The 17,801-nt window shown below is 72.7% G+C and carries 13 protein-coding genes and 2 pseudogenes; 7 read left to right on the top strand and 8 right to left on the bottom strand.

Annotation, left to right across the window (positions count from 1 at the left end):
• Positions 1–88: 88 nt before the first annotated feature.
• Together ABGB16_RS18935 and ABGB16_RS18930 are read left to right on the top strand one after the other, a co-directional pair.
• Positions 89–532 (top strand): annotated as a pseudogene (locus tag ABGB16_RS18935) (GNAT family N-acetyltransferase); the annotation flags it as partial.
• Between the two features lie 28 nt (positions 533–560).
• Positions 561–1,178, top strand: a complete 618-nt coding sequence (locus ABGB16_RS18930; RefSeq protein ID WP_347669410.1) for a hypothetical protein — start codon at positions 561–563, stop codon at positions 1,176–1,178.
• Here ABGB16_RS18930 and ABGB16_RS18925 read toward each other — a convergent pair.
• From ABGB16_RS18925 to ABGB16_RS18905, 5 genes and pseudogenes are all read right to left on the bottom strand, one after another.
• On the bottom strand, positions 1,094–1,699 hold the full coding sequence (locus ABGB16_RS18925) for a response regulator transcription factor (protein ID WP_347669409.1): 606 nt from the start codon (positions 1,697–1,699) through the stop codon (positions 1,094–1,096). The genes ABGB16_RS18930 and ABGB16_RS18925 overlap by 85 nt on opposite strands.
• Positions 1,696–2,850 carry a histidine kinase gene (locus ABGB16_RS18920; protein ID WP_347669408.1) on the bottom strand — a complete coding sequence of 385 codons (1,155 nt, stop codon included), beginning with the start codon at positions 2,848–2,850 and terminating at the stop codon, positions 1,696–1,698. Before ABGB16_RS18920 ends, ABGB16_RS18925 begins: the two co-directional genes overlap by 4 nt.
• A gap of 438 nt (positions 2,851–3,288) precedes the next feature.
• The gene (locus ABGB16_RS18915) at positions 3,289–4,731 is read right to left on the bottom strand and encodes an amino acid permease (RefSeq protein ID WP_347669407.1); all 1,443 of its coding nucleotides are present in this window, start codon (positions 4,729–4,731) and stop codon (positions 3,289–3,291) included.
• A 351-nt stretch (positions 4,732–5,082) separates the two neighbouring features.
• A pseudogene (locus ABGB16_RS18910) lies at positions 5,083–5,760 on the bottom strand (amylo-alpha-1,6-glucosidase); the annotation flags it as partial.
• 104 nt (positions 5,761–5,864) lie between these two features.
• Entirely contained in the window at positions 5,865–8,858 is a 2,994-nt protein-coding gene (locus ABGB16_RS18905) for an AAA family ATPase (protein WP_347669406.1), read from the bottom strand.
• A 367-nt stretch (positions 8,859–9,225) separates the two neighbouring features.
• Here ABGB16_RS18905 and ABGB16_RS18900 point away from each other — a divergent pair, with 367 nt between their 5' ends.
• The 5 genes from ABGB16_RS18900 to ABGB16_RS18880 all read left to right on the top strand — a co-directional run bounded on the left by ABGB16_RS18900 (position 9,226) and on the right by ABGB16_RS18880 (position 15,226).
• A complete protein-coding gene (locus tag ABGB16_RS18900; protein WP_347669405.1) occupies positions 9,226–9,984 on the top strand; it encodes a ferritin-like domain-containing protein in 759 nt (252 codons plus the stop codon).
• A 155-nt stretch (positions 9,985–10,139) separates the two neighbouring features.
• Positions 10,140–11,984 (top strand): RiPP maturation radical SAM C-methyltransferase, encoded by a 1,845-nt coding sequence (locus tag ABGB16_RS18895; protein ID WP_347669404.1) that lies wholly within the window; start codon positions 10,140–10,142, stop codon positions 11,982–11,984.
• Between the two features lies 1 nt (position 11,985).
• Positions 11,986–12,576 carry a DUF5825 family protein gene (locus ABGB16_RS18890; RefSeq protein ID WP_347669403.1) on the top strand — a complete coding sequence of 197 codons (591 nt, stop codon included), beginning with the start codon at positions 11,986–11,988 and terminating at the stop codon, positions 12,574–12,576.
• A 65-nt stretch (positions 12,577–12,641) separates the two neighbouring features.
• A complete protein-coding gene (locus ABGB16_RS18885) occupies positions 12,642–13,844 on the top strand; it encodes a cytochrome P450 (RefSeq protein ID WP_347669402.1) in 1,203 nt (400 codons plus the stop codon).
• Positions 13,845–13,870: 26 nt separating this feature from the next.
• The gene (locus ABGB16_RS18880) at positions 13,871–15,226 is read left to right on the top strand and encodes an MFS transporter (RefSeq protein ID WP_347669401.1); all 1,356 of its coding nucleotides are present in this window, start codon (positions 13,871–13,873) and stop codon (positions 15,224–15,226) included.
• On the opposite strand, the gene ABGB16_RS18875 is transcribed toward ABGB16_RS18880, so the two are convergent.
• The 3 genes from ABGB16_RS18875 to ABGB16_RS18865 form a co-directional block, all read right to left on the bottom strand.
• Positions 15,213–16,205, bottom strand: a complete 993-nt coding sequence (locus ABGB16_RS18875; protein WP_347669400.1) for a transketolase C-terminal domain-containing protein — start codon at positions 16,203–16,205, stop codon at positions 15,213–15,215. The genes ABGB16_RS18880 and ABGB16_RS18875 overlap by 14 nt on opposite strands.
• Positions 16,202–17,179 carry a thiamine pyrophosphate-dependent dehydrogenase E1 component subunit alpha gene (locus tag ABGB16_RS18870; protein ID WP_347669399.1) on the bottom strand — a complete coding sequence of 326 codons (978 nt, stop codon included), beginning with the start codon at positions 17,177–17,179 and terminating at the stop codon, positions 16,202–16,204. Before ABGB16_RS18870 ends, ABGB16_RS18875 begins: the two co-directional genes overlap by 4 nt.
• A 107-nt stretch (positions 17,180–17,286) precedes the next feature.
• Positions 17,287–17,490 carry a hypothetical protein gene (locus ABGB16_RS18865; protein ID WP_347669398.1) on the bottom strand — a complete coding sequence of 68 codons (204 nt, stop codon included), beginning with the start codon at positions 17,488–17,490 and terminating at the stop codon, positions 17,287–17,289.
• Between the last annotated feature and the right edge of the window lie 311 nt (positions 17,491–17,801).

Below are 17,801 nucleotides of genomic sequence, written 5' to 3'. Positions count from 1 at the left end.
GCCTCGACGGCCGGCCGTCACCCGTGCCCGTCCCCGGATCGCCGAAATGGAAAGGCCACATCGACCCCGGTTTCCCTAGGATCGCCTGATGTTCCGGCCGACGTACCCGATCCGCACCGCGCGGCTGACCCTGCGCCCGGTCACCCTGGACGACCTCGACGACGTGTACGCGTACCAGCGCCGAGCCGACGTCGTCCGCTGGATGCTCGACGCCGAGCCGCGTACCCGCGAGCAGTCGCGGGCGTCGGTGCTCGCCATGGCGGGCGAGGACGCGCTGCGCGCGGAGGGCGACTGCCTGACCCTCGCCGCGGCCACCGACGCCGGGGTGATCGGGACCGTGGAGCTGGTCTGGCGCAGCCGGCGCGACCGCACAGCGGAACTCGGGTACGTCCTCCACCCCGACCATCGCGGCCGCGGGCTGGCTACGGAAGCCGCCACGGCGCTGCTGAACTGGGGTTTCGGCGAGTTCGGGCTGCACCGGGTCTACGCCCGGTGTCACGGCCGGAACGAGGCCTCGGCCCGCCTGATGACCCGACTCGGCATGCGCCGGGAGGCCCATCATGTCGCCAGCTACCGCTTCCGGGGGCAGTGGGCCGACCAGCTCGTCTTTGCCGTCCTGGCCGACGAATGGCGGTCGCGGCGACCGGGCCCGGCTGGACGAGTTCCGGCACGGAGACCTGGCCGTACGTCCGCACCTGCGACTCGCCCACGAACGCCTCACCCCGGCTGCCGCCCGGGCGTTCGCGATGCTCGGCGGGCTGCCGGTCCCGTCGTTCCCGCAGTGGTCGGTGGCCGCCCTGTTGGACGCGGACCCGGATCACGGCGCTACCGCCCTGGAGGAGTTGCTGGACGCCCGGCTGGTGGACGCCGTCGGACCCGACCACGCCGGCCAGCCACGCTTCCGGCTGCACGAGGTCACCAGGCTGTACGCCAAAGAGCGCCACGACCGGGACGTCCCGCCCGCCGACCGGGCGGCGGCGCTGTCCAGGGTCGCGACGGCCTGGTTGGCGCTGGCCCGGCACGCCCGGCGGCGCCCGCGCGCAGGGCTGCCTGCCCGGGCCGGGTGGCCGTCCCGACGAGGCGGAGCGGGACCTCAGAGCCACCCGTTGTCGCGTGCGGCGCGGAAGGCCTGCGCTCGGGTGGTCACGCCGAGCTTGGCAACCGCGGCGGCCAGATAGTTGCGTACCGTCCCGGCGGACAGGTGCGTGCGCCGCGCGATGACCGCGAGCGGTGTGTCGTACTCCGCCATCCGCAGCACCTCCAACTCGCGCGGTGTCAACGGGCAGGCCGGCGCGGACAGGGCTGCGGCGGCGAGCGACGGGTCGACGTAGCGGTCGCCGGCGTGCACCCGCCGGATGACGTCGGCGAGCGCGCCGCCCGGCGAGCCCTTGGGCAGGAAGCCCTTGCCGCCCGCGGCGAGCATCCGCTGCAGGTGGGCGGGGCGGCCGTGGCCGGTCAGGATCACCACGGCGCACGACGGCAACGCCTTGGCCAGCTCGGCGGTGACCGCCAGCCCGTCCAGGGCCGGCATCTCCAGGTCGACCACGGCCACGTCCGGCCGGTGGGCGAGGGCCACGTCGACCGCGGCGCGGCCGTCCGCCGCCTGTGCCACCACCTCGATGTCCGCCTCCGGGCCGAGCAGTGCGGCGAGCGCCGCTCGGATCAGCTCCTCGTCGTCGGCGAGCAGGACCCGGATCATCGCGTCGCCCGCACGGTCGCCTCGAGGGTGAAGACGCCGTCGGTGGTGGCGGTGCGCAGTCGGCCGTGCGCGGCGGCGAGCCGGTCGGCCATGCCGCGCAGGCCGAAGCTGTGCCGATCCGGGCGGGCACCGGCCGCTGCGTCGTTCGTCACCGTCATGCGCACCTCGTCTCCTTCCTCGGTGATGTCGATCGTGCACCACGTTGCCCGGCTGTGCCTGAGCACGTTCGTGCTGGCCTCGCGCAGCACCGGCACCAGCTGGAACGCGACGTCCGGGGCGAGCTCGCCGGGCGGTTGCGTGACCGTGCACCGTACCCCGCACGATCGCAGGACCTGCACGGTCGCGGCCAACTGCTCGTGCAGGTCGATGGTGCGGTACCCGTGGACCGCCTCGCGTACCTCGGTGAGCGCGGACGCCGCCAGCCGTTGCACCTCGCCGGCCTCCCGGCCGGCCCGTTCGGCGTCCACCGGTGCCAGCCTCGCGGCCAGCTCCGTCTTCAGCGCGATCACCGACAGGCTGTGGCCGAGCAGGTCGTGCACGTCCTGCGCGAAGCGCAGCCGCTCCTCTGTGACGCTCAGCCGAGCCTGCGCGGCCCGGCCCTGCTGGGCCTGCACGAGCAGATCCCAGAACCACACCTGCAACCAGTTCACCGCGGCAACGCCCAGGCCGATGCCGGCGGTGACGGCGACGTAGTGGGCGACCGAGCCGCGGGTGCACCAGGCCACCGCGGCCGACACCACGGTGGCCGCCAGCATCGCCGCACCGGCCGCCCAGCGGCGCAGCAGCAGCGGCACGGCGCCGACGATCGAGGCGCCGAGCCACGCCCAGGTGGACCAGTCGTCGCTGCCGGCCGGGCCGACCAACGGCACCGACCCGACCGACGCGATCCCGAAGCCGGCCAGCAGGCGGCGCCGGGCCGGTTCGGTCAGCCACGGCGTGACCACCGTGTACAGAGCGGCCCCGTGGGCGGCACCGAACAGGAGGACACCGACCGCGCCGAGCACGAACCAGCGACTGTCGGACTCGCCGAACACCCCGATCCCGGGCATGAACATGCTGGTCAGCACGCTCATGGCCAGGTAGGCGAGGGTGGCCAGCCGGGGCAGGCGCAGCCGCGAATCGGGGCCGGGAACGTCGGGAGCGGTCGCCACCCGCCTGATGGTATGCGCGGTCGTCTCTGCCTGGCCGGCTCGCCGATGTGCCGGGATCCGCTGGGCGGCGGAAGCGCACGTCCGGATCAATGTCCGCCGCAATGTCCGGGCTCTCGCCCTGTTCTACCGGGGCGGGCTGACGTTGGATTCTCCTCAGCCCGGTAGTTGCCGACCGCACCGACGGCAATCGCCTTTCCGGGCCTGGCGGACGCAGGTCTTTGTGTCGACCTCGTCTGGACGCGGCGACGGCCCGGCCGTCGCGCTGCGGTTTCTCCTGCCGCCCACAGAAGGGATTACGGATGTTGCCATGAATGACCCGGTGGTTGGTCGACGGTTGCAGGAGACCCGAGCTGCCACCCATCGTTCACGCGAAGACGGGAGCCGGACAACACTGTCGGGCCGCTCCAGGGTGTTCTGTCAGCCGGCGCTCGGCGTCGACTACCCCAGGTCGTTTCTAGAATGGCGAGGGCTGCTGTTCAGCTTGGAGCGGCGGTAGCCGTACAGGGCGTAGATGACTGTGCCGAGGAGGAACCAAGCGGCGAAGCGGAGCCAGGTCACGGGGTTGAGGAAGGTGATCAGGCAGATCGAGAAGAGCGCCCCGAGCGCCGGGACCACCGGCATCCCGGGCAGCCGGAACGTTCGCGGCGCGTCCGGACGGCGGTAGCGCAGCACGATCACCGCGATGCAGACCACCACGAACGCCAGCAGGATGCCGATGTTGGTCAGCTCGGCGGCCCGCCGGATCGGCAGGAAGCCAGCGAGCAGCGCCGAGCCGGTCCCGACGATCCAGGTGATCCGGGTCGGGACTCGGCGGACTGGGTGAAGGTTGGCGAACCAGGCCGGTAGCAGGCCGTCGCGGCTCATTGAGAGCCAGACCCGGCTGACCCCGAGCATGTAGGTGAACATCACCGTCAGGATCCCGATGATCGCCCCGACCGCGATGACGCTGGCCAGCCCGGACAGCCCCACCGCGGCGAACGCCGAGGAGAAGCCGCTCTCCGGGTCGATGTCCCGGTAGTTCTGCATGCCGGTGAGGACCAGCGTGGCAAGCACGTACAGCACCATCGAGATGACCAGCGACCAGATGATCGCCTGTGGTACGTGCCGACGTGCCTCCCGCGACTCCTCCGCGGCGGTGCTCAACGCGTCGTACCCGAAGACGGCGAAGAAGACCGTGGCGGCGCCGGTGATCGTGCCGCCGACCCCGTACGGGAAGAACGGCGAGTAGTTCCCGGCCTTCACGTAGAAGAAGCCGACCGCGATCACCAGCAGCACCACGCCGACCTTCAGCCCGACCAGGATGGCCTCGATCCGCGCCGCCGTCTTGATCCCGCGGTTCAACAGGTACGCGATCAGCAGGCAGAGCAGCACCGCGAACAGGTCGACCACGTGTCCGTCGCCGGTGCCCGGTGCCCCCAGCATCCAGGCCGGCAGGTTGACGCCCAGCTCCCCGATGAGGAAGCCGAGGTAGCCGGAGATGCCGATGGCTACCACGGCCACGATCGCGGTGTACTCCAGCAGCAGGTCCCAACCGATGAACCAGCCGACCAGCTCACCGAGGACCGCGTAGCCGTAGGTATAGGCCGAGCCGGCCTTAGGGATCATGCCGGCGAACTCGGCGTACGACAGTGCCGCCGCCGCGCTGGCCAGGCCCGCGATCAGGAACGACACCAGGACGGCCGGGCCGGCGGTCTGGTTGGCGACCGCCCCGGCCAGGGCGAAGATGCCGGCGCCGATGATACCGCCGACCCCGATCGCGGTGAGCTGCCACAGCCCGAGCGAGCGGGACAGCCCCTCCTCGGTCTCCTCGGTAAGTTCCTCGACCGGCTTGCGCCGGAAGATCGGCGGCAGACCTTCATTTGCTGCTCCCTTTTGGTGCATGCCGCTCTCCTCTCCCGCGTTGAAGCCGGACGACCTACCACGTTGGCCGTTGACGCCCCAACTCAGCAACGAGAGGAGCTGCATTCGGATGCGGTGTGTTGCCCCTGCCCGCCGACACGCGACGCATGCAATGCGTAAACGCTTCTAGCCATGCAGGCGACGTCGATCCATACGATTGCCCTCCGGGCCATAGTCCTTTGGAGCCGGGAGGGAAGCCCGGTGGGTCATCAATCGGTGCTGCATGCGGTGCTCGACACCCGCATGTGCTCCTGCTCGTCTGGGGCGCTTTACTCCCTTCTCCGCAACGGCACACAGTTGAGGCCGTAGCCCCCTGTCCCCGTGAACCTCTCCTCAGACGGCACCGCGACGCAGTGCGTCAATCCGCCCCCATCTTCCTCTAATACCATGGATCTCAAGGCGATCGACTCCGGCGGGTAGAACTGGTGCGAATGTCAGGCGAGCGTCGCGGGGCTCCATTCCAAGCATCGTTCGAAGCAGGAGTAAGGGTGCGCCCGTGGACCAGGCTTGCGGGCTGCAGGCCGTGGGATACTCCACGGGGTAGTTGGTTAGCGAGCGGTCGTATCCGGCGAAGGCCTCCGGGAGGCGTCCATTAAAGTATTTTGCTGCCGTAAACATGCCTTCGGCGATCGCTGCGGCCTCGGCGTCGAAGCAGTACCGGCGCAGCCCCCAGGCGATTATTGAGTTATCGAACGGCCATACGGTTCCAACGTGGTATCCGATGGGATTGTAGCGAGCCTCTCCCTCGGCCAACGTTCGTACGCCCCAGCCGTCGAACAGGCGTTTTCCCATTAGATGCTCAACGAGTTGCGGAGCCTTCTCCTCATCGAGGATGCCACTCCACAATAAGTGGCCGATATTCGATGACAGGACGCTCAGTTGGCGTCCCTCGGGATCCATAGCAAGAGCGAAGTAGCCGCCGTCTTCAACCCACCACTCGCGATTGAATCTTTCCCACAGGTCGCTCGCCTCGCGCTCAAGCTTCTCGGCATATGTCGGATCGTTCCAAAACCTTGTACGACCCTTCGGGTGGCGCCTGCACGACCACCAGCGTGTACAGGCGCCGCAGCAGGATCGTGTCGAGGTGGAAGAGGCCGATCGCTACAGTCGTCGCGTCACCCGTCGGGCGGGGCGGGCGGCCGCGGCTCGGTGGTCCAGGTCGCCGCGGTGGCGGCGGCCAACTGGCCCAACGCGATCCGGTCCGGCTGGCCGGTCTTGGCGATCAGGCTCGCCACATGCTTCTCCACGGTGCGGGAGGACAGGTGCAGGCGGTGGGCGATCTCCCGGTTGCTCAGCCGGTCGACCAGCAGCCGCAGCACCTCGTACTCGCGCAGTGTCACACCGGCCGACCGCAGCGAGGGGGGAATCTCCTCGACCCCGGCCCGGCGTTGCAGGGGCCGGGCCCCCGCGCGGCGCAGCAGGGCCCGGCAGGCCGCCACCACGGCTGGGGCGTCGGCGGCGTGGAAGTACTCCTCGGCGGTGCGCAGCCACTCCACCGGCCGGCCCCAGCCGTCGGTCAGGGCCGCCTCGCTGACCAGGCGAAGGCCCAGGTGCCGGGCCGTCGGGTACGGGGCGGAGGCGTGCAGGGCCTCCGCCACGGCGGCGACCGCGTCCGCCGGGCGGCCGGCGCGGCCGGCCAGGACGGCACGGGTGAAGAGGACGAACTGCCGGTTCCAGCGGAACCGGGCGGCCGGGGCCGCCGCGAGGGCGGAACACTCGGCCGGGTCGAGGTCCCCAGCCAGCGCCCGGAGCAGCGCGTGCACGCCGTACCGGCCGGCGAGCCGATCCCACGTGGGCTCGTCGGCGGCGGCGCGGCACGCCCGCCAGGACTCGGCCAGCGCGCGGGACCGGTTCTCCTGCAGCAACGCACAGAACACTCCGGCCAGTCCGTGGACCACGGGCAGATACCGCCGCTGGTCACCGCCGTACCGGCAGAACTCGGCCAGCGCGTCGTTCATCCTGCGCTGCCTGCCCTGGTGTGCCGCGAGCACGGCGGGCAGCAGCAGCGCGTACCGGGTGGCATGCGGCAGCGTCAGCCCGGAGGCGGCGGCGCGGGCCCGCTCGGTGAGCAGGGCGGCGGCGGCGAAGTCGGCGCGCAGGACGGCGTGCAGGGCGCGCGCCGCCTCGGCGTGCTGGCGGGCGGCCACGGCACCGACCTGGGCGGCGGCGCGCTCGGCCTGCTCCAGGCGGTCCAGGTCTCCGTCGCGCAGCGCGTCGTCCTCACCGCGGCGCACCAGGGCGAGAATCTCCCAGCTCGGCAGGTTGTGCCGTACCGCCGTTGTCCAGGCCCGGTCGAGGCAGGCGGTCGCCTCGTCGGGGTCGCGGGATCCGGTCAGCACGCTCAGCAGGAGCGCGGCCCGGCAGGCGACGATCGGCAGCGGTACCGCCCGGGCCGCCGCCTCGGCGCGGCGAACCATCGCCTCGGCGGCCCGCAGCTGTTCCGGCCCCTTCGCCTGCCAGGTCAGGCAGGCGGCGACGACGTCCACCGGAGCGCTGTCGGCCGCGGCGGGATGGGCGGGGAGCAGGGCGCGGGCCACGTCGACGTGGGCCAGGCCGTCGGCGGGTCGGCCGGCGGCGGCCGCCGCCCAGGCCAGGCTGGTGTGCAGACGGACGCGGTGGGGCCGGTCGAGGGCGTCGGCCAGATCGTCGACGGCGGCGGCGTGATCGAGGGCCCGGTCGGGGAGGCCGGCCTCGGTCAGCGCGACGATCAGGTCGTCCAGGACCTCGGCGCGGGTCGCGCTGTCGGCGCCGGTGGCGAGCAAATCGGTGGCCCGGGCCAGCAGCGCCACCGCCGACTCGGCGGCGCCCTGGACGACGGCACGTCGACCGGCCTCGGCGAACAGCCGGCCCGCGGTTTCCCGGTCACCGGCGTCGAGTCGCAGGCCCGCCGCGGTCTGGCACCAGGGCCCGGGCAGTCCCGGGTGGACGTCCGCGACCGCCTCGGCGGCCCGGCGGGCCAGCCGGCTCCGGTCGGCCGGGGAGAGCAGGGCACGGACGCCGGTCACGAGCAGCGGGTGCGGGAAGGCGTACGAGTCGGCCGCCGGCCCGTCCGGGACGATCAGTCGGGCGAGGGGTTCGCTGCGCAGGTCGTCGACGAGTTCCTGGTCGTGCCGGCCGGTGGCCCGCCGCAGCAGGGCCAGCGGGACGCGCGGTCCCAGCACGGCGGCCAGCGACAGCAGCTCCCGTCGGCCCGGGTCCAGGAGGCCGACCTGACGGGCCAGGCTTCGGACGAGGACCGCCTCGGTGCCGTGGTGCCCGCCGGTCGGCCGCCCGCCGGCGCCGGCGCCGGCGCCGGCGACCATGCCGTCGAGCAGTTCCCCGGCGAGCGCGGGATTGCCGCCGCTGGCCGCCCAGAGCAGGTCGAGCGCCGCTTCCGGGAGGTCGGCGGGGTGCGTGTCCAGCCGCGCCGCGGCCAGCCGGCGCAGGTCGTCCCGGTCCAGCCGGTGCAGTTCGATCAGCCGGCACGCGCCGCGGCGGGCGGCGGCACGGGCCAGGTCGAGTGCCGGGCCCGGCTCGGCCCGGAGGGTGCCGAGGAGCGTGATCGCCTGCCGGTCGAGGTGATCGACGAGGTAGTCGACCACGGCCAGGGTCTCCGCGTCGGCGTCGTGCAGGTCCTCGAGGATGAGCAGGCAACCGCGGCCCTCCGCCGCCAGCCCGGCCAGTCGGAGCACCCCTTCGGCCAGGATGAGCAGGTCGTGGCCGGGTGACCAGTGGTTGCCCCGGCTCTGGTGCGCACCGGCCGGGTCGGCGGGTCCGCCGGGGTCCGGCGCGGCGGCCGGCGCCCAGTCCGGCACCAGCCGGGCCAGCACCCGCCGGTACGGCCCCACCGCGGCGAGGTCGACCGGCGCGGGATCGTGGCGCAGGGAGAGCAGCGCCTCGGTCAACGCGCGCAGCGGGATCGTCGGACCGATCGCGCCGGCCCGGCCGCGGAGCAGTCGCAGGCCGGCGGCCGACGCCAGCCCGCCGGCCGAGGCGGCCAGCCGGGATCTGCCGATGCCGCTCTCCCCGGTCAGGAAGAGCGCCTGACCGTGGCCCTCGCGGGCGGCCACCGTGGCCAGCTCGATGGCGCGCAGTTCGTCGTCCCTGCCCACCAAGTCGCAAGCCCGCACCGGCATACATTCATTGATATCAACTATTTGAGGGATCACCCATCGACGATCGGCGCAGCGCGGGCCGGCAATCGGCCACCCTGTCCGATCGACCGGCGGCCACTCACCTGACCTTTCAGTCATCAGCGGCGCACGCTGGGTGGTCACTACCCAGATAGTCCGCGCCTCGATCGCCGGCCGGAGCGCCGCTGACCGGGGGGCGGGCGGTCCCGACGGGACGCCGAGGCCGGCGGAGAGGCTGTCCCGGCCGGCAACGGCCCCGACCCGGCCGAAATATGGGTACCCGGCCGCACTGCCACCGTCGACCGCGTGCGGTGAAGCTCCTAGGCATGTTGACCGCCGCCCCCCAGCGACGATCGGACCCCTCATGACGCTGCTACGCCCCGACGAACTCGACGAGGACGAACTGACGTACCGGATCTTCCGGGTCACCCGGGACCGGTCACCGTGGCGGATCGAGGACGTGCTGCGCGAAGGGCGGTTCAGCGACGACCCGGTGCGGGCCGAACGCGCCTGGCGGGTGGCCTCCCGTGGCTACTACGCCGAGCAGGCGGGACTGGTGGCGGCGGCGACCCTCGCCGTGGAGACCGAGGACGCGCCGCTGCGGTTCAGTCTCGCGCTGGCCACCGCCGACGAGGCCCGCCACGCCGACGCCTTCTACCAGTACGCCAAGGCGGTCGGTGGGGAGCCGGAGAAGTGCCGCGAGGTGCTGCAACCGCTCGACGACGGCCTGACCAGCCTGCCCTACATGGGCCGGGCCCTGGTGCACACCCTGCTGGAGGGTCTGGCCGCCGACGAGTTCATCCTGCTCAGCCAGGTCTTCGCCGGTGACCCGCTGGGGCGGCTGTACCACCACGTCCGGCGCGACGAGATCCGGCACATCGCGATCGGCCTGAACTTCCTGGCCCGCGCCACCCGCACGCCCGAGGGCCGGGACGCCTGGGCGGCGCACGCCCAGGAATGGCACGACATCGGCATCGGACTGACCGGCCTGGAAGAGGTGGGCGTGGCGCTGGCCGCCCACACGAACCGCGACCCCGCGGACGTCCAGGCATGGTTCCTCCGGCGGCACCGGGCGAGGCTCACCGCCGCCGGGATCGAGATCGACATCCAGGAGGGGAGGTGATCCCGATGAAGATCACTGTCGTCAAGGTCAAGGCGCCGACGCACGGTGTCTGCAAGTACCTGGTGCCGCTCAACCGGCCCAAGACCGAGTCGGAGAAGTGACGGTGCGGGGCCCGGGAGCGATCCCGGGTCCCCACTGCAGGAAGGGACGACGACGTGTCCGTTTGCCTCGTCACCATGCCGTGGCAGTCGCTGGAGTCACCGTCGCTGCCGATCGGTCTGCTGCGCGCCGCGGTGACCCGCGCCGGTCTGGAAACGCCGGCCACCTACCACGCGAACCTGCGCTGGGCCGAGTTCCTGATGGCCCGCACCGGCGAGGAGATCGGTCCGCGCGAGTACACGGCCGTCGCCGAGGAGGGCCTCTTCGACGGGCTGGGCGACTGGGTCTTCACCGGCGTCCTGCACGACAACCCCACCTTCGGCGTGCAGACGCTGCGCGAGTACGCCCGGCAGCGGGAGCAGGACACCGACACCGTCGAGCGGATGCGGGAACACGCCGAGGACTTCGTGGACCTCGTGACCGACGAGGTGCTGGCGCTGCGCCCGACTGTGGTGGGTTTCAGCACCACCTTCATGCAGAACGTCCCGAGCCTCGCGGTGGCCAGGCGGATCAAGGCACGTGAGCCCGGCATCCGGATCGTCTTCGGCGGCGGCAACTGCGACGGACCGATGGGCGTCGCGCTGCACCGCAACTACCCCTACCTCGACTTCGTCGTCCGCGGCGAGGGGGAGGTCGCCTTCCCGAAGCTGCTCGCCGTCCTGGCCGAGAACCCCTCCCCCAGCGCCCTGGCCACCGTGCCGGGCCTGTGCTGGCGGGACGAGGACGGCACCGCCCGGCAGAACCCGCAGCCGCCCCCGCTGCCGATGACGCAGGTGCCCCGGCCCGACTTCGACGACTGGTTCGCCCAGCTCGAGGCGTCCCCGGTCAACGCGCACATCGAGCCGAAGCTGGTGATGGAGACCGCCCGGGGCTGCTGGTGGGGCGAGAAGCACCACTGCACCTTCTGCGGGCTCAACGGCACCCTGATGACGTTCCGCGCCAAGTCCCCGGAGACCGTGCTCGCCGAGCTCGAGGAGTTGACCGGGCGGCACCGCACGCTCGACGTCATCATGGTCGACAACATCATCGACAACAGCTTCCCCACCACGGTGCTGCCCCGCATCGCCGAGCTCGGCTGGGACCTGCGGCTGCACTACGAGGTGAAGTCGAACCTGAAGCCCGCCGAGATCGAGTCGTTCCGCGCCGCCCGGGTCAGCCACGTACAGCCCGGCATCGAGAGCCTCGTCTCCCCCGTACTGAAGATCATGGACAAGGGCGTGTCCGGCGTCCGCAACGTCCGCACGCTGCGCGACTGCGAGTCGGCCGGGCTCACCGTCACCTGGAACTGGCTGTACGGCTTCCCGGAGGAGCGGGTCGAGGACTACCAGCCGGTGCTGCGCCAGCTACCGGCCCTGATGCACCTGCAACCGCCCGCCGGGGCGGCCCGCATCCTGCTGGAACGGTTCAGCCCGTACTTCGAGAACCCGGCGCTTGGCTTCCCGCAGCGGTGGACCGCGCAGGCGTACCGGCACGTCTACGACCTGCCCGAGGCCGACCTGCGGGACATGGTCTACCTGTTCGAGACGAACCCGGCGGGGATCTCCGAAGAGCAGGCGCTGCAACTGCGCGCGCTGCTCGACGCCTGGAACGCCGGCTACCCGGACAGCACCCTGGTCCGCGTCGACGAGCCGGACGCGATCGTCGTCGAGGACCGGCGCGTGGGCTGGCCGGCCACCGACCACCGGATCGCCGACCCGCTGCACCGCGCGGCGTACCTGGCCCTGGAGCCGGGACGGTCGCTGCCGGCCCTGCGCCGGGAGCTGGCCGGCGCCGGCTTCGCCGTGCCCGACGCGGAACTGCTGGCCGTGCTCGCCGGGTTCGTCGAGCGGGGCCTGGCCTTCGTCGAGAACGGACAGTGGATCGCCCTGGCCACCTCCACCATCCCGATCAAGGTGGGCTGACATGCCGAGTGCACACCAGACCCTGCCGGGCCCGGCGCAGGCCGTCGCCGTACGGTCCGACGGCCTGCCGGTCATCACGCCGGACCTGACCTACCGGACCGTCGATGCCGACACCGTCCTGACCTTCGGGCAGTCCCCGGCCGAGGACCTGGAGCTGCTGCGCTACCTGCGGGACGTCACCAGTCACGCGGTGCGGCTGCGGTGGCGGCTGGCCGGCGTGCCGACCTTCCCGCTGCACACCCACGTCCACCTGGTGGCGCCCTCCGGCGGGGTGGACGCCGACGCGGCCGCGTACGCCATGCGATGGACCGCCGGGTACCGGTACGGCAGCTTCTTCTACCGGCGCGGACCGGGCTTCGTCATGATCAAGGACGTCCGCCCGGAGAGCGAGGACGCCCGGCTCACCATCGACGAGGGCGCCGAGCACTTCCTCGCGATGGCGCGGGCGCGGACCGTGGACGACCTCGGCGCGGCCGCCCGCGAGCTCGTCGACACCGTCGCCGAGGCCGGCCTGCTGCTGCGGGCCGAGGACCGGCTGCTGGTCCTGCCCTACCGGATCCGGCACTGGCCCGTCCCCTACCTGTCCGTCTGACAGCCGGTACCCGGCATCCTCCCACCCGGCCCACGCCCCGACCGGCACGCAGAAGGAGAACCGCCGTGAGTCTGCTGGACCAGGTCCACGACTACCCGTTCCTGAACTACCGAGAACTGGCCCTGGACCCGCGGCTCGACGAGGCGCGGCGCAGCGGAACCCTGACCCGGATCCGGCTGCCGTACGCCGGCGAGGCGTGGCTGGCCACCCGGTACGCCGACGTCCGGAAGGTGCTGACCGACCCGCGGTTCAGCCGGGCCGCGGCGATGGGCCCGGACGTGCCCCGCCAGATGCCGGACCCGCCGTTCGTCAGCACCATCATGGACGTCGACCGCCCCGAGCACGGCCGGCTGCGCCGGCTCGTGGCCGTCGCCTTCACCGAGCGCCGCATCGACGGCCTCCGGCCGTACGTACGCCAGGTCGCGCACCAGCTCATCGACGACATGCTCCGGCAGGAGCCGCCGGTGGACCTGATCCAGGCGCTGGCCCTGCCGCTGCCGATGACGGTGTTCTGCCGGACGCTGGGCGTACCGCTGGAGGACCGGGCCGAGTTCCGCAGGTGGACCGAGTCGCTGGTGGCGCTGCGCAGGATCACGGCCGAGGAGTTCCGGGAGGTCGTCGAGTCGCTGGAGGCGTACCTGCGCGACCTGATCCGGCAGCGGCGCGAGCAGCCGACGGAGGACCTGCTCAGCGCGCTGGTCCACGCCCGGGACGAGGGCAGCCGCCTCACCGAGCAGGAGCTGATCTCCTTCGGGGTGACGCTGCTGGCCGCCGGGTTCGAGACCACCGCCGGCCACATCGCCAGCTCGACCTATCTGCTGCTGACCAGGCCGGGCCTCTGGTCCCAGCTGCGGGCCGACCCCGCGGGGTTGGAACGCACCGTCGAGGAGCTGCTGCGGTTCGTGCCGCTCAACGGCGGCACCGGGCTGGCCCGGGTGGCCGTCGAGGACGTCGAGTTCGACGGGGTGACCGTCCGAGCCGGGGAGGCGGTCTTCGTCTCCACCATCTCCGGCAACCGGGACGAGGAGGTCTTCCCGGAGGCCGACAGCTTCCGGCGGGACCGGACGGACCCCGCACCGCACCTGGCCTTCGGTTGGGGGCCGCACCGGTGCCTCGGCGCCCGGCTGGCCACCATGGAGCTGCACGAGGCGCTGGCGGCGCTGCGCGACCGGATACCGACCCTCCGCCTCGCCGTCCCCGCGGGTAACGTGAGCTGGAAGACCGGCACCATCCTGCGTGGGCCTCGCGAGTTGCCGGTCGCCTGTTGACGGGGCCCGGCACCGCGGGAGGTCGGGTGCGGCGTCCATCGGCCCTGCTCGGTCGCTCGGCGATCCGGCCGCTCGTCCTGGCCCAGCTGGTCAGCCTGACCGGTACGCACGTCACCGCGCTGGCCCTGCCGACGCTGGCCGTGCTGCTGCTGGACGCGGGACCGCTCGCCGCGTCGCTGCTGTTCGCGCTGCAGTACGGGGCCCGCGGGCTGACCGCGCCGCTGGTCGGCGTGCTCGTCGACAGCCTCCGGTCGCCGCGCCGGCTGCTGGTGGCCAACGACCTGACCCACGCCGTCGTGGTGGCCTCCGTGCCCGCCATGTACCTGCTCGACGTGCTGTCCCTGCCCGTTCTCGTGCTGGTCGCGGCGGTCTCCGGCATCCTCGCCGGGGTCACCGACATCTCCGTCAACGCGGTGCTGCCCCGGCTGGTGCCGGCCGAGCACCTCGTCGGCGCGAACGCCTCCCTCACCGGCGCCCGGGCCGCCGGCCAGATCCTCGGGCCGGCCCTCGGCGGCCTGCTGATCCAACTGCTCGGCGCGGCGTCGGCCGTCGCCGTCGACGCGGTGACCTACCTGTTCTCCGCCGCGATCCTCGGCCGGCTGCGCGGCGCCGAACGCCCCGAACGGGCGCCCGCGTCGGCGGCGCGGATCCGTGGCCTTCGGCGCTCGGTACGCGACTTCCGGACCTCGATCGGCGAGGGCCTGGCCACGTTCCGGGAGATCCCGCTGCTGCCCCGGCTGGCGCTGGCCGCCGCGGCGCTGAACGTCGGCGGCGCCGGCCTCGGCGCCCTCTACACCGTCTACGCCTACCGGGAGCTGGGGTTGCACCCGGTGCAGGTGGGCGTCCTGTGGGGGGTGAACAGCGCGGCGGCGATGACGGCGGTGGGCACCGCGCGCCGGGTGATCCGCCGCGTCGGCCTGCACCGGTCGATCGGCGTGTTCGCCCCGGTCGCCGCCGGGTCGCTGCTGCTCATCCCGGCCGCCTCGCTGGCCGCCCCGATGCCGCTGTTCGTCGTGTACGAACTGCTCTTCGGCTACTGCGCGACGGTGTGGGCGATCGCGTCGGCATCCCTGCAACAGCGGCTGGTACCGGCCGAACGGATGGGCCGGGTCGTCGCGTTCAGCCGGACCGTGTCCGTCCTGGCCGTGCCGATCGGGGCCGTCGTCGGTGGTGTCGCCGCCGGGATCTGGCCGCTGCCACTGGCCCTGGCCGGGTTCGCCGTCGTCGCCCTCGCCGGCACCACCGTCGTGGCGGTGGGGATCTCCCGGCGCCGCGATCCCGTCCCGGACACCGGGCGCAACGCTCCCGTCGCGGGCTCCGGGCGCGGCGGCCCGGAGCCGGCGGCGGCAGAGCCGGCCGAGGAACGGGTCACGCAGGCCTGAGCCGCCCGGCCCGGCCGCCGTCGCCGCCCGAACGGGTGGGCACGAGCCCCAGTGCCGCCGCCACCACGTCGTCGACGGTGGGCAGGAGCGGGGCCAGCAGCACCGGGCTGGCCGGCGCCGGCACGGCCGCGCCGAACACGAACGCCAGGCGGTCCGGCTCGACGGCGCCGGCCTGCACCAGATGCATCCCCAGGTCGCACATCAGGGAGGACCGACGGGGCTCCTCGTCCACCAGGACCACCGGCCCCGTCGCCGCCACCAGTTCGGCGGTGCCGTCCCGGTCCAGGGGCGCGGCGGTACGCAGGTCCACGACCTGGCAGCGCAGGCCGTGGTCGGCCAGGCGGCGGGCGGCCCGCAGGCACAGGGCCACGGTGTTCCCGATGCCCACCAGGGTCAAATCCCGGCCGGCGAGCGCCCGACCGGCGACGCCGAACGGCAGCGGCGCCGGCGTGGGCTCCGGTTCGGGCAGCTGTTGCCAGTCGGGCGTGTAGAGCCGGGGCGACTCGAGCACCACCACCGGGTCGGGGTGGGTGAGGGCGGTGGCGAGCAGCCCGGCGGCGGAGTTCGGCGAACCCGGCACGGCCACCACCAGACCGGGAATCTGGCTGAGCAGGGAGTGGGCGCTGTGCTCGTGCTGCGCGCCGAGGTGCTCGTCGCCGCGGGTGAGCCCCCTGATCACCAGGGGCACCTGGTACTGCCCGTCGGACATGTAGCGCCACTTGGTGGCCTGGTTGATCAGCGGGTCGAAGGCGGTGAAGAGGAACGCCACCCGCGCGATGCTGACCAGCACCCGCCGGCCGACGAGCGCCATTCCGACGGCCATGCCGACCATGGCGTTCTCGGCGATCGGCAGCCGCACCATCCGGTCGGCGCCGAAGAGTTCGATCAGGTCGTCCTGCTGGTAGGTGCAGAACATGTGCAGGTCGGGCTGTTCGGTGAGCGCCGTGCGGACGGTCGTACCGACCGGGTGCCGGCTCACCGCGCCACCGCCGTTACGGCCGGGACGGCGGCGGGCAGCGGCGCGGCCGTCACGTTCGTCGCCGCGGTGGCGACGTCCGGCGGCGGGGCGGCCAGCGCGGCGGCGAACACCTGGTCGACCTCCCGCTCGATCTCGGCCCGCGCCTCGGCCAGCCACGGGTCGGGGACGTCCGCCGCCGCCGCGGCGATGTCGAGCGGGTCGCGCGCCCGCCAGTACGCGACCTCCTCCGCCGGGCGGTACTCCGGCGGCCGGGCACCGCCCACCTGCGCGTGGTAGTGCCGCAGGTACGTCCTCGCCACCAGGACCTGCGGGCGGCGCTCCCGCCGGCACCGGGTCAGCAGCGTCTCCGCCGCCCGGTGGACGGCCGCCACGTCGTTGCCGTCGACCTCGACGTGGTCCAGCCCGAGGCCGTCGACGAGCTGCGCCGGTGTCCGGTGCCGCACCAGCTCGCTCCGGGTCTGGTCCTGCCAGCCGTTGTCCTCGCAGACCAGCAGCAGGGGCAGCCCCAGGGTCGCGGAGATGGTGAGGGTCTCGTAGCTGACCCCGGCGCCGAGGGCTCCGTCGCCGCAGAAGACCACGGTGGCCCGGCCGGTTCCGCGTTCCGCCATGGCCACCCCGGCCGCGACGGAGAGCTGGCTGCCGACGATGGAGCTGGCGCCGAGGAAGCGCCGTCCGCGGTCGGCGAGGTGCATGGAGCCGCCCTTGCCGCCGCAGACGCCGCCCTCGCGGCCCAGGACCTCCCGCACGATCCCGTCGAGCGGCAGGCCGGCCGCCACCGCGTGCCCGTGGCAGCGGTAGAAGCTGACCACCCACTCGTCCGGGCGCCGGGCGGCCAGCACGCCGGCCGCGATCGCCTCCTGACCGGTGTACGGGTGGACGAACCCCACGACGAGGTTCCGGTTGGCGCAGTCGATGATCTTCTCTTCGAGAATCCGGATCCGGAGCATCGTCCGGTATGCCGCTGTCAACTGCACCAGTGATTCCCACCTTCGCCGAACTGCGAGGAACGCCCGTTCCGTGTCGGAAGTTTCATGAAGGGTGTCGACGGTAGACGTAGTCTTGATCGATTCAGCGAAGACTGTCAATAGGCTGCCCGGCTCTCGCCGACCCGGCGATCAGGGACAGCGCGGGACTCGCCCGCCTCGATACCCTCGGGGCCGTGCAGCCGATACACGTGACGGTCTGGGACGATCGGGAAGCGCGTGACGAGCAGGCCGTCCTGATCCACGGCACCATGACCTGGGGCCTCGCGTCCTTCGCGCACCAGCGGCCACTCGGGGAGCACCGCCGGATCCTCGTCGTCGACCGGAGGGGATTCGGCGCCAGCCCCCGATGTCGAACGAAGCGACTACGACGTCGACGCCGACGACGTCGTCGAACTGATGGACAGCCCGAGCCACCTGGTCGGGCACTCGTACGGCGGAGTGGTCGCCATGCTGGCCGCCCTCCGCCGCCCGGAACGGGTCAGGTCACCGGATCACCGCCAGGATGCCCCGCCCTTCAGGGCGGGGAGGAATGGCGGACGTGCCGTCAGCCATGACTGTCCTTTCTGGTATGACTGGTTTTGTGCGGACGGCGTACAGGTGTCGGGTGTAC

The sequence above is a fragment of the Micromonospora sp. B11E3 genome (assembly GCF_039871625.1).
Taxonomy (GTDB): Bacteria; Actinomycetota; Actinomycetes; order Mycobacteriales; family Micromonosporaceae; genus Micromonospora.
The sequence above is the reverse complement of the archived record's forward strand: the minus strand, read 5'-3'. Positions and strand labels throughout refer to the sequence as shown.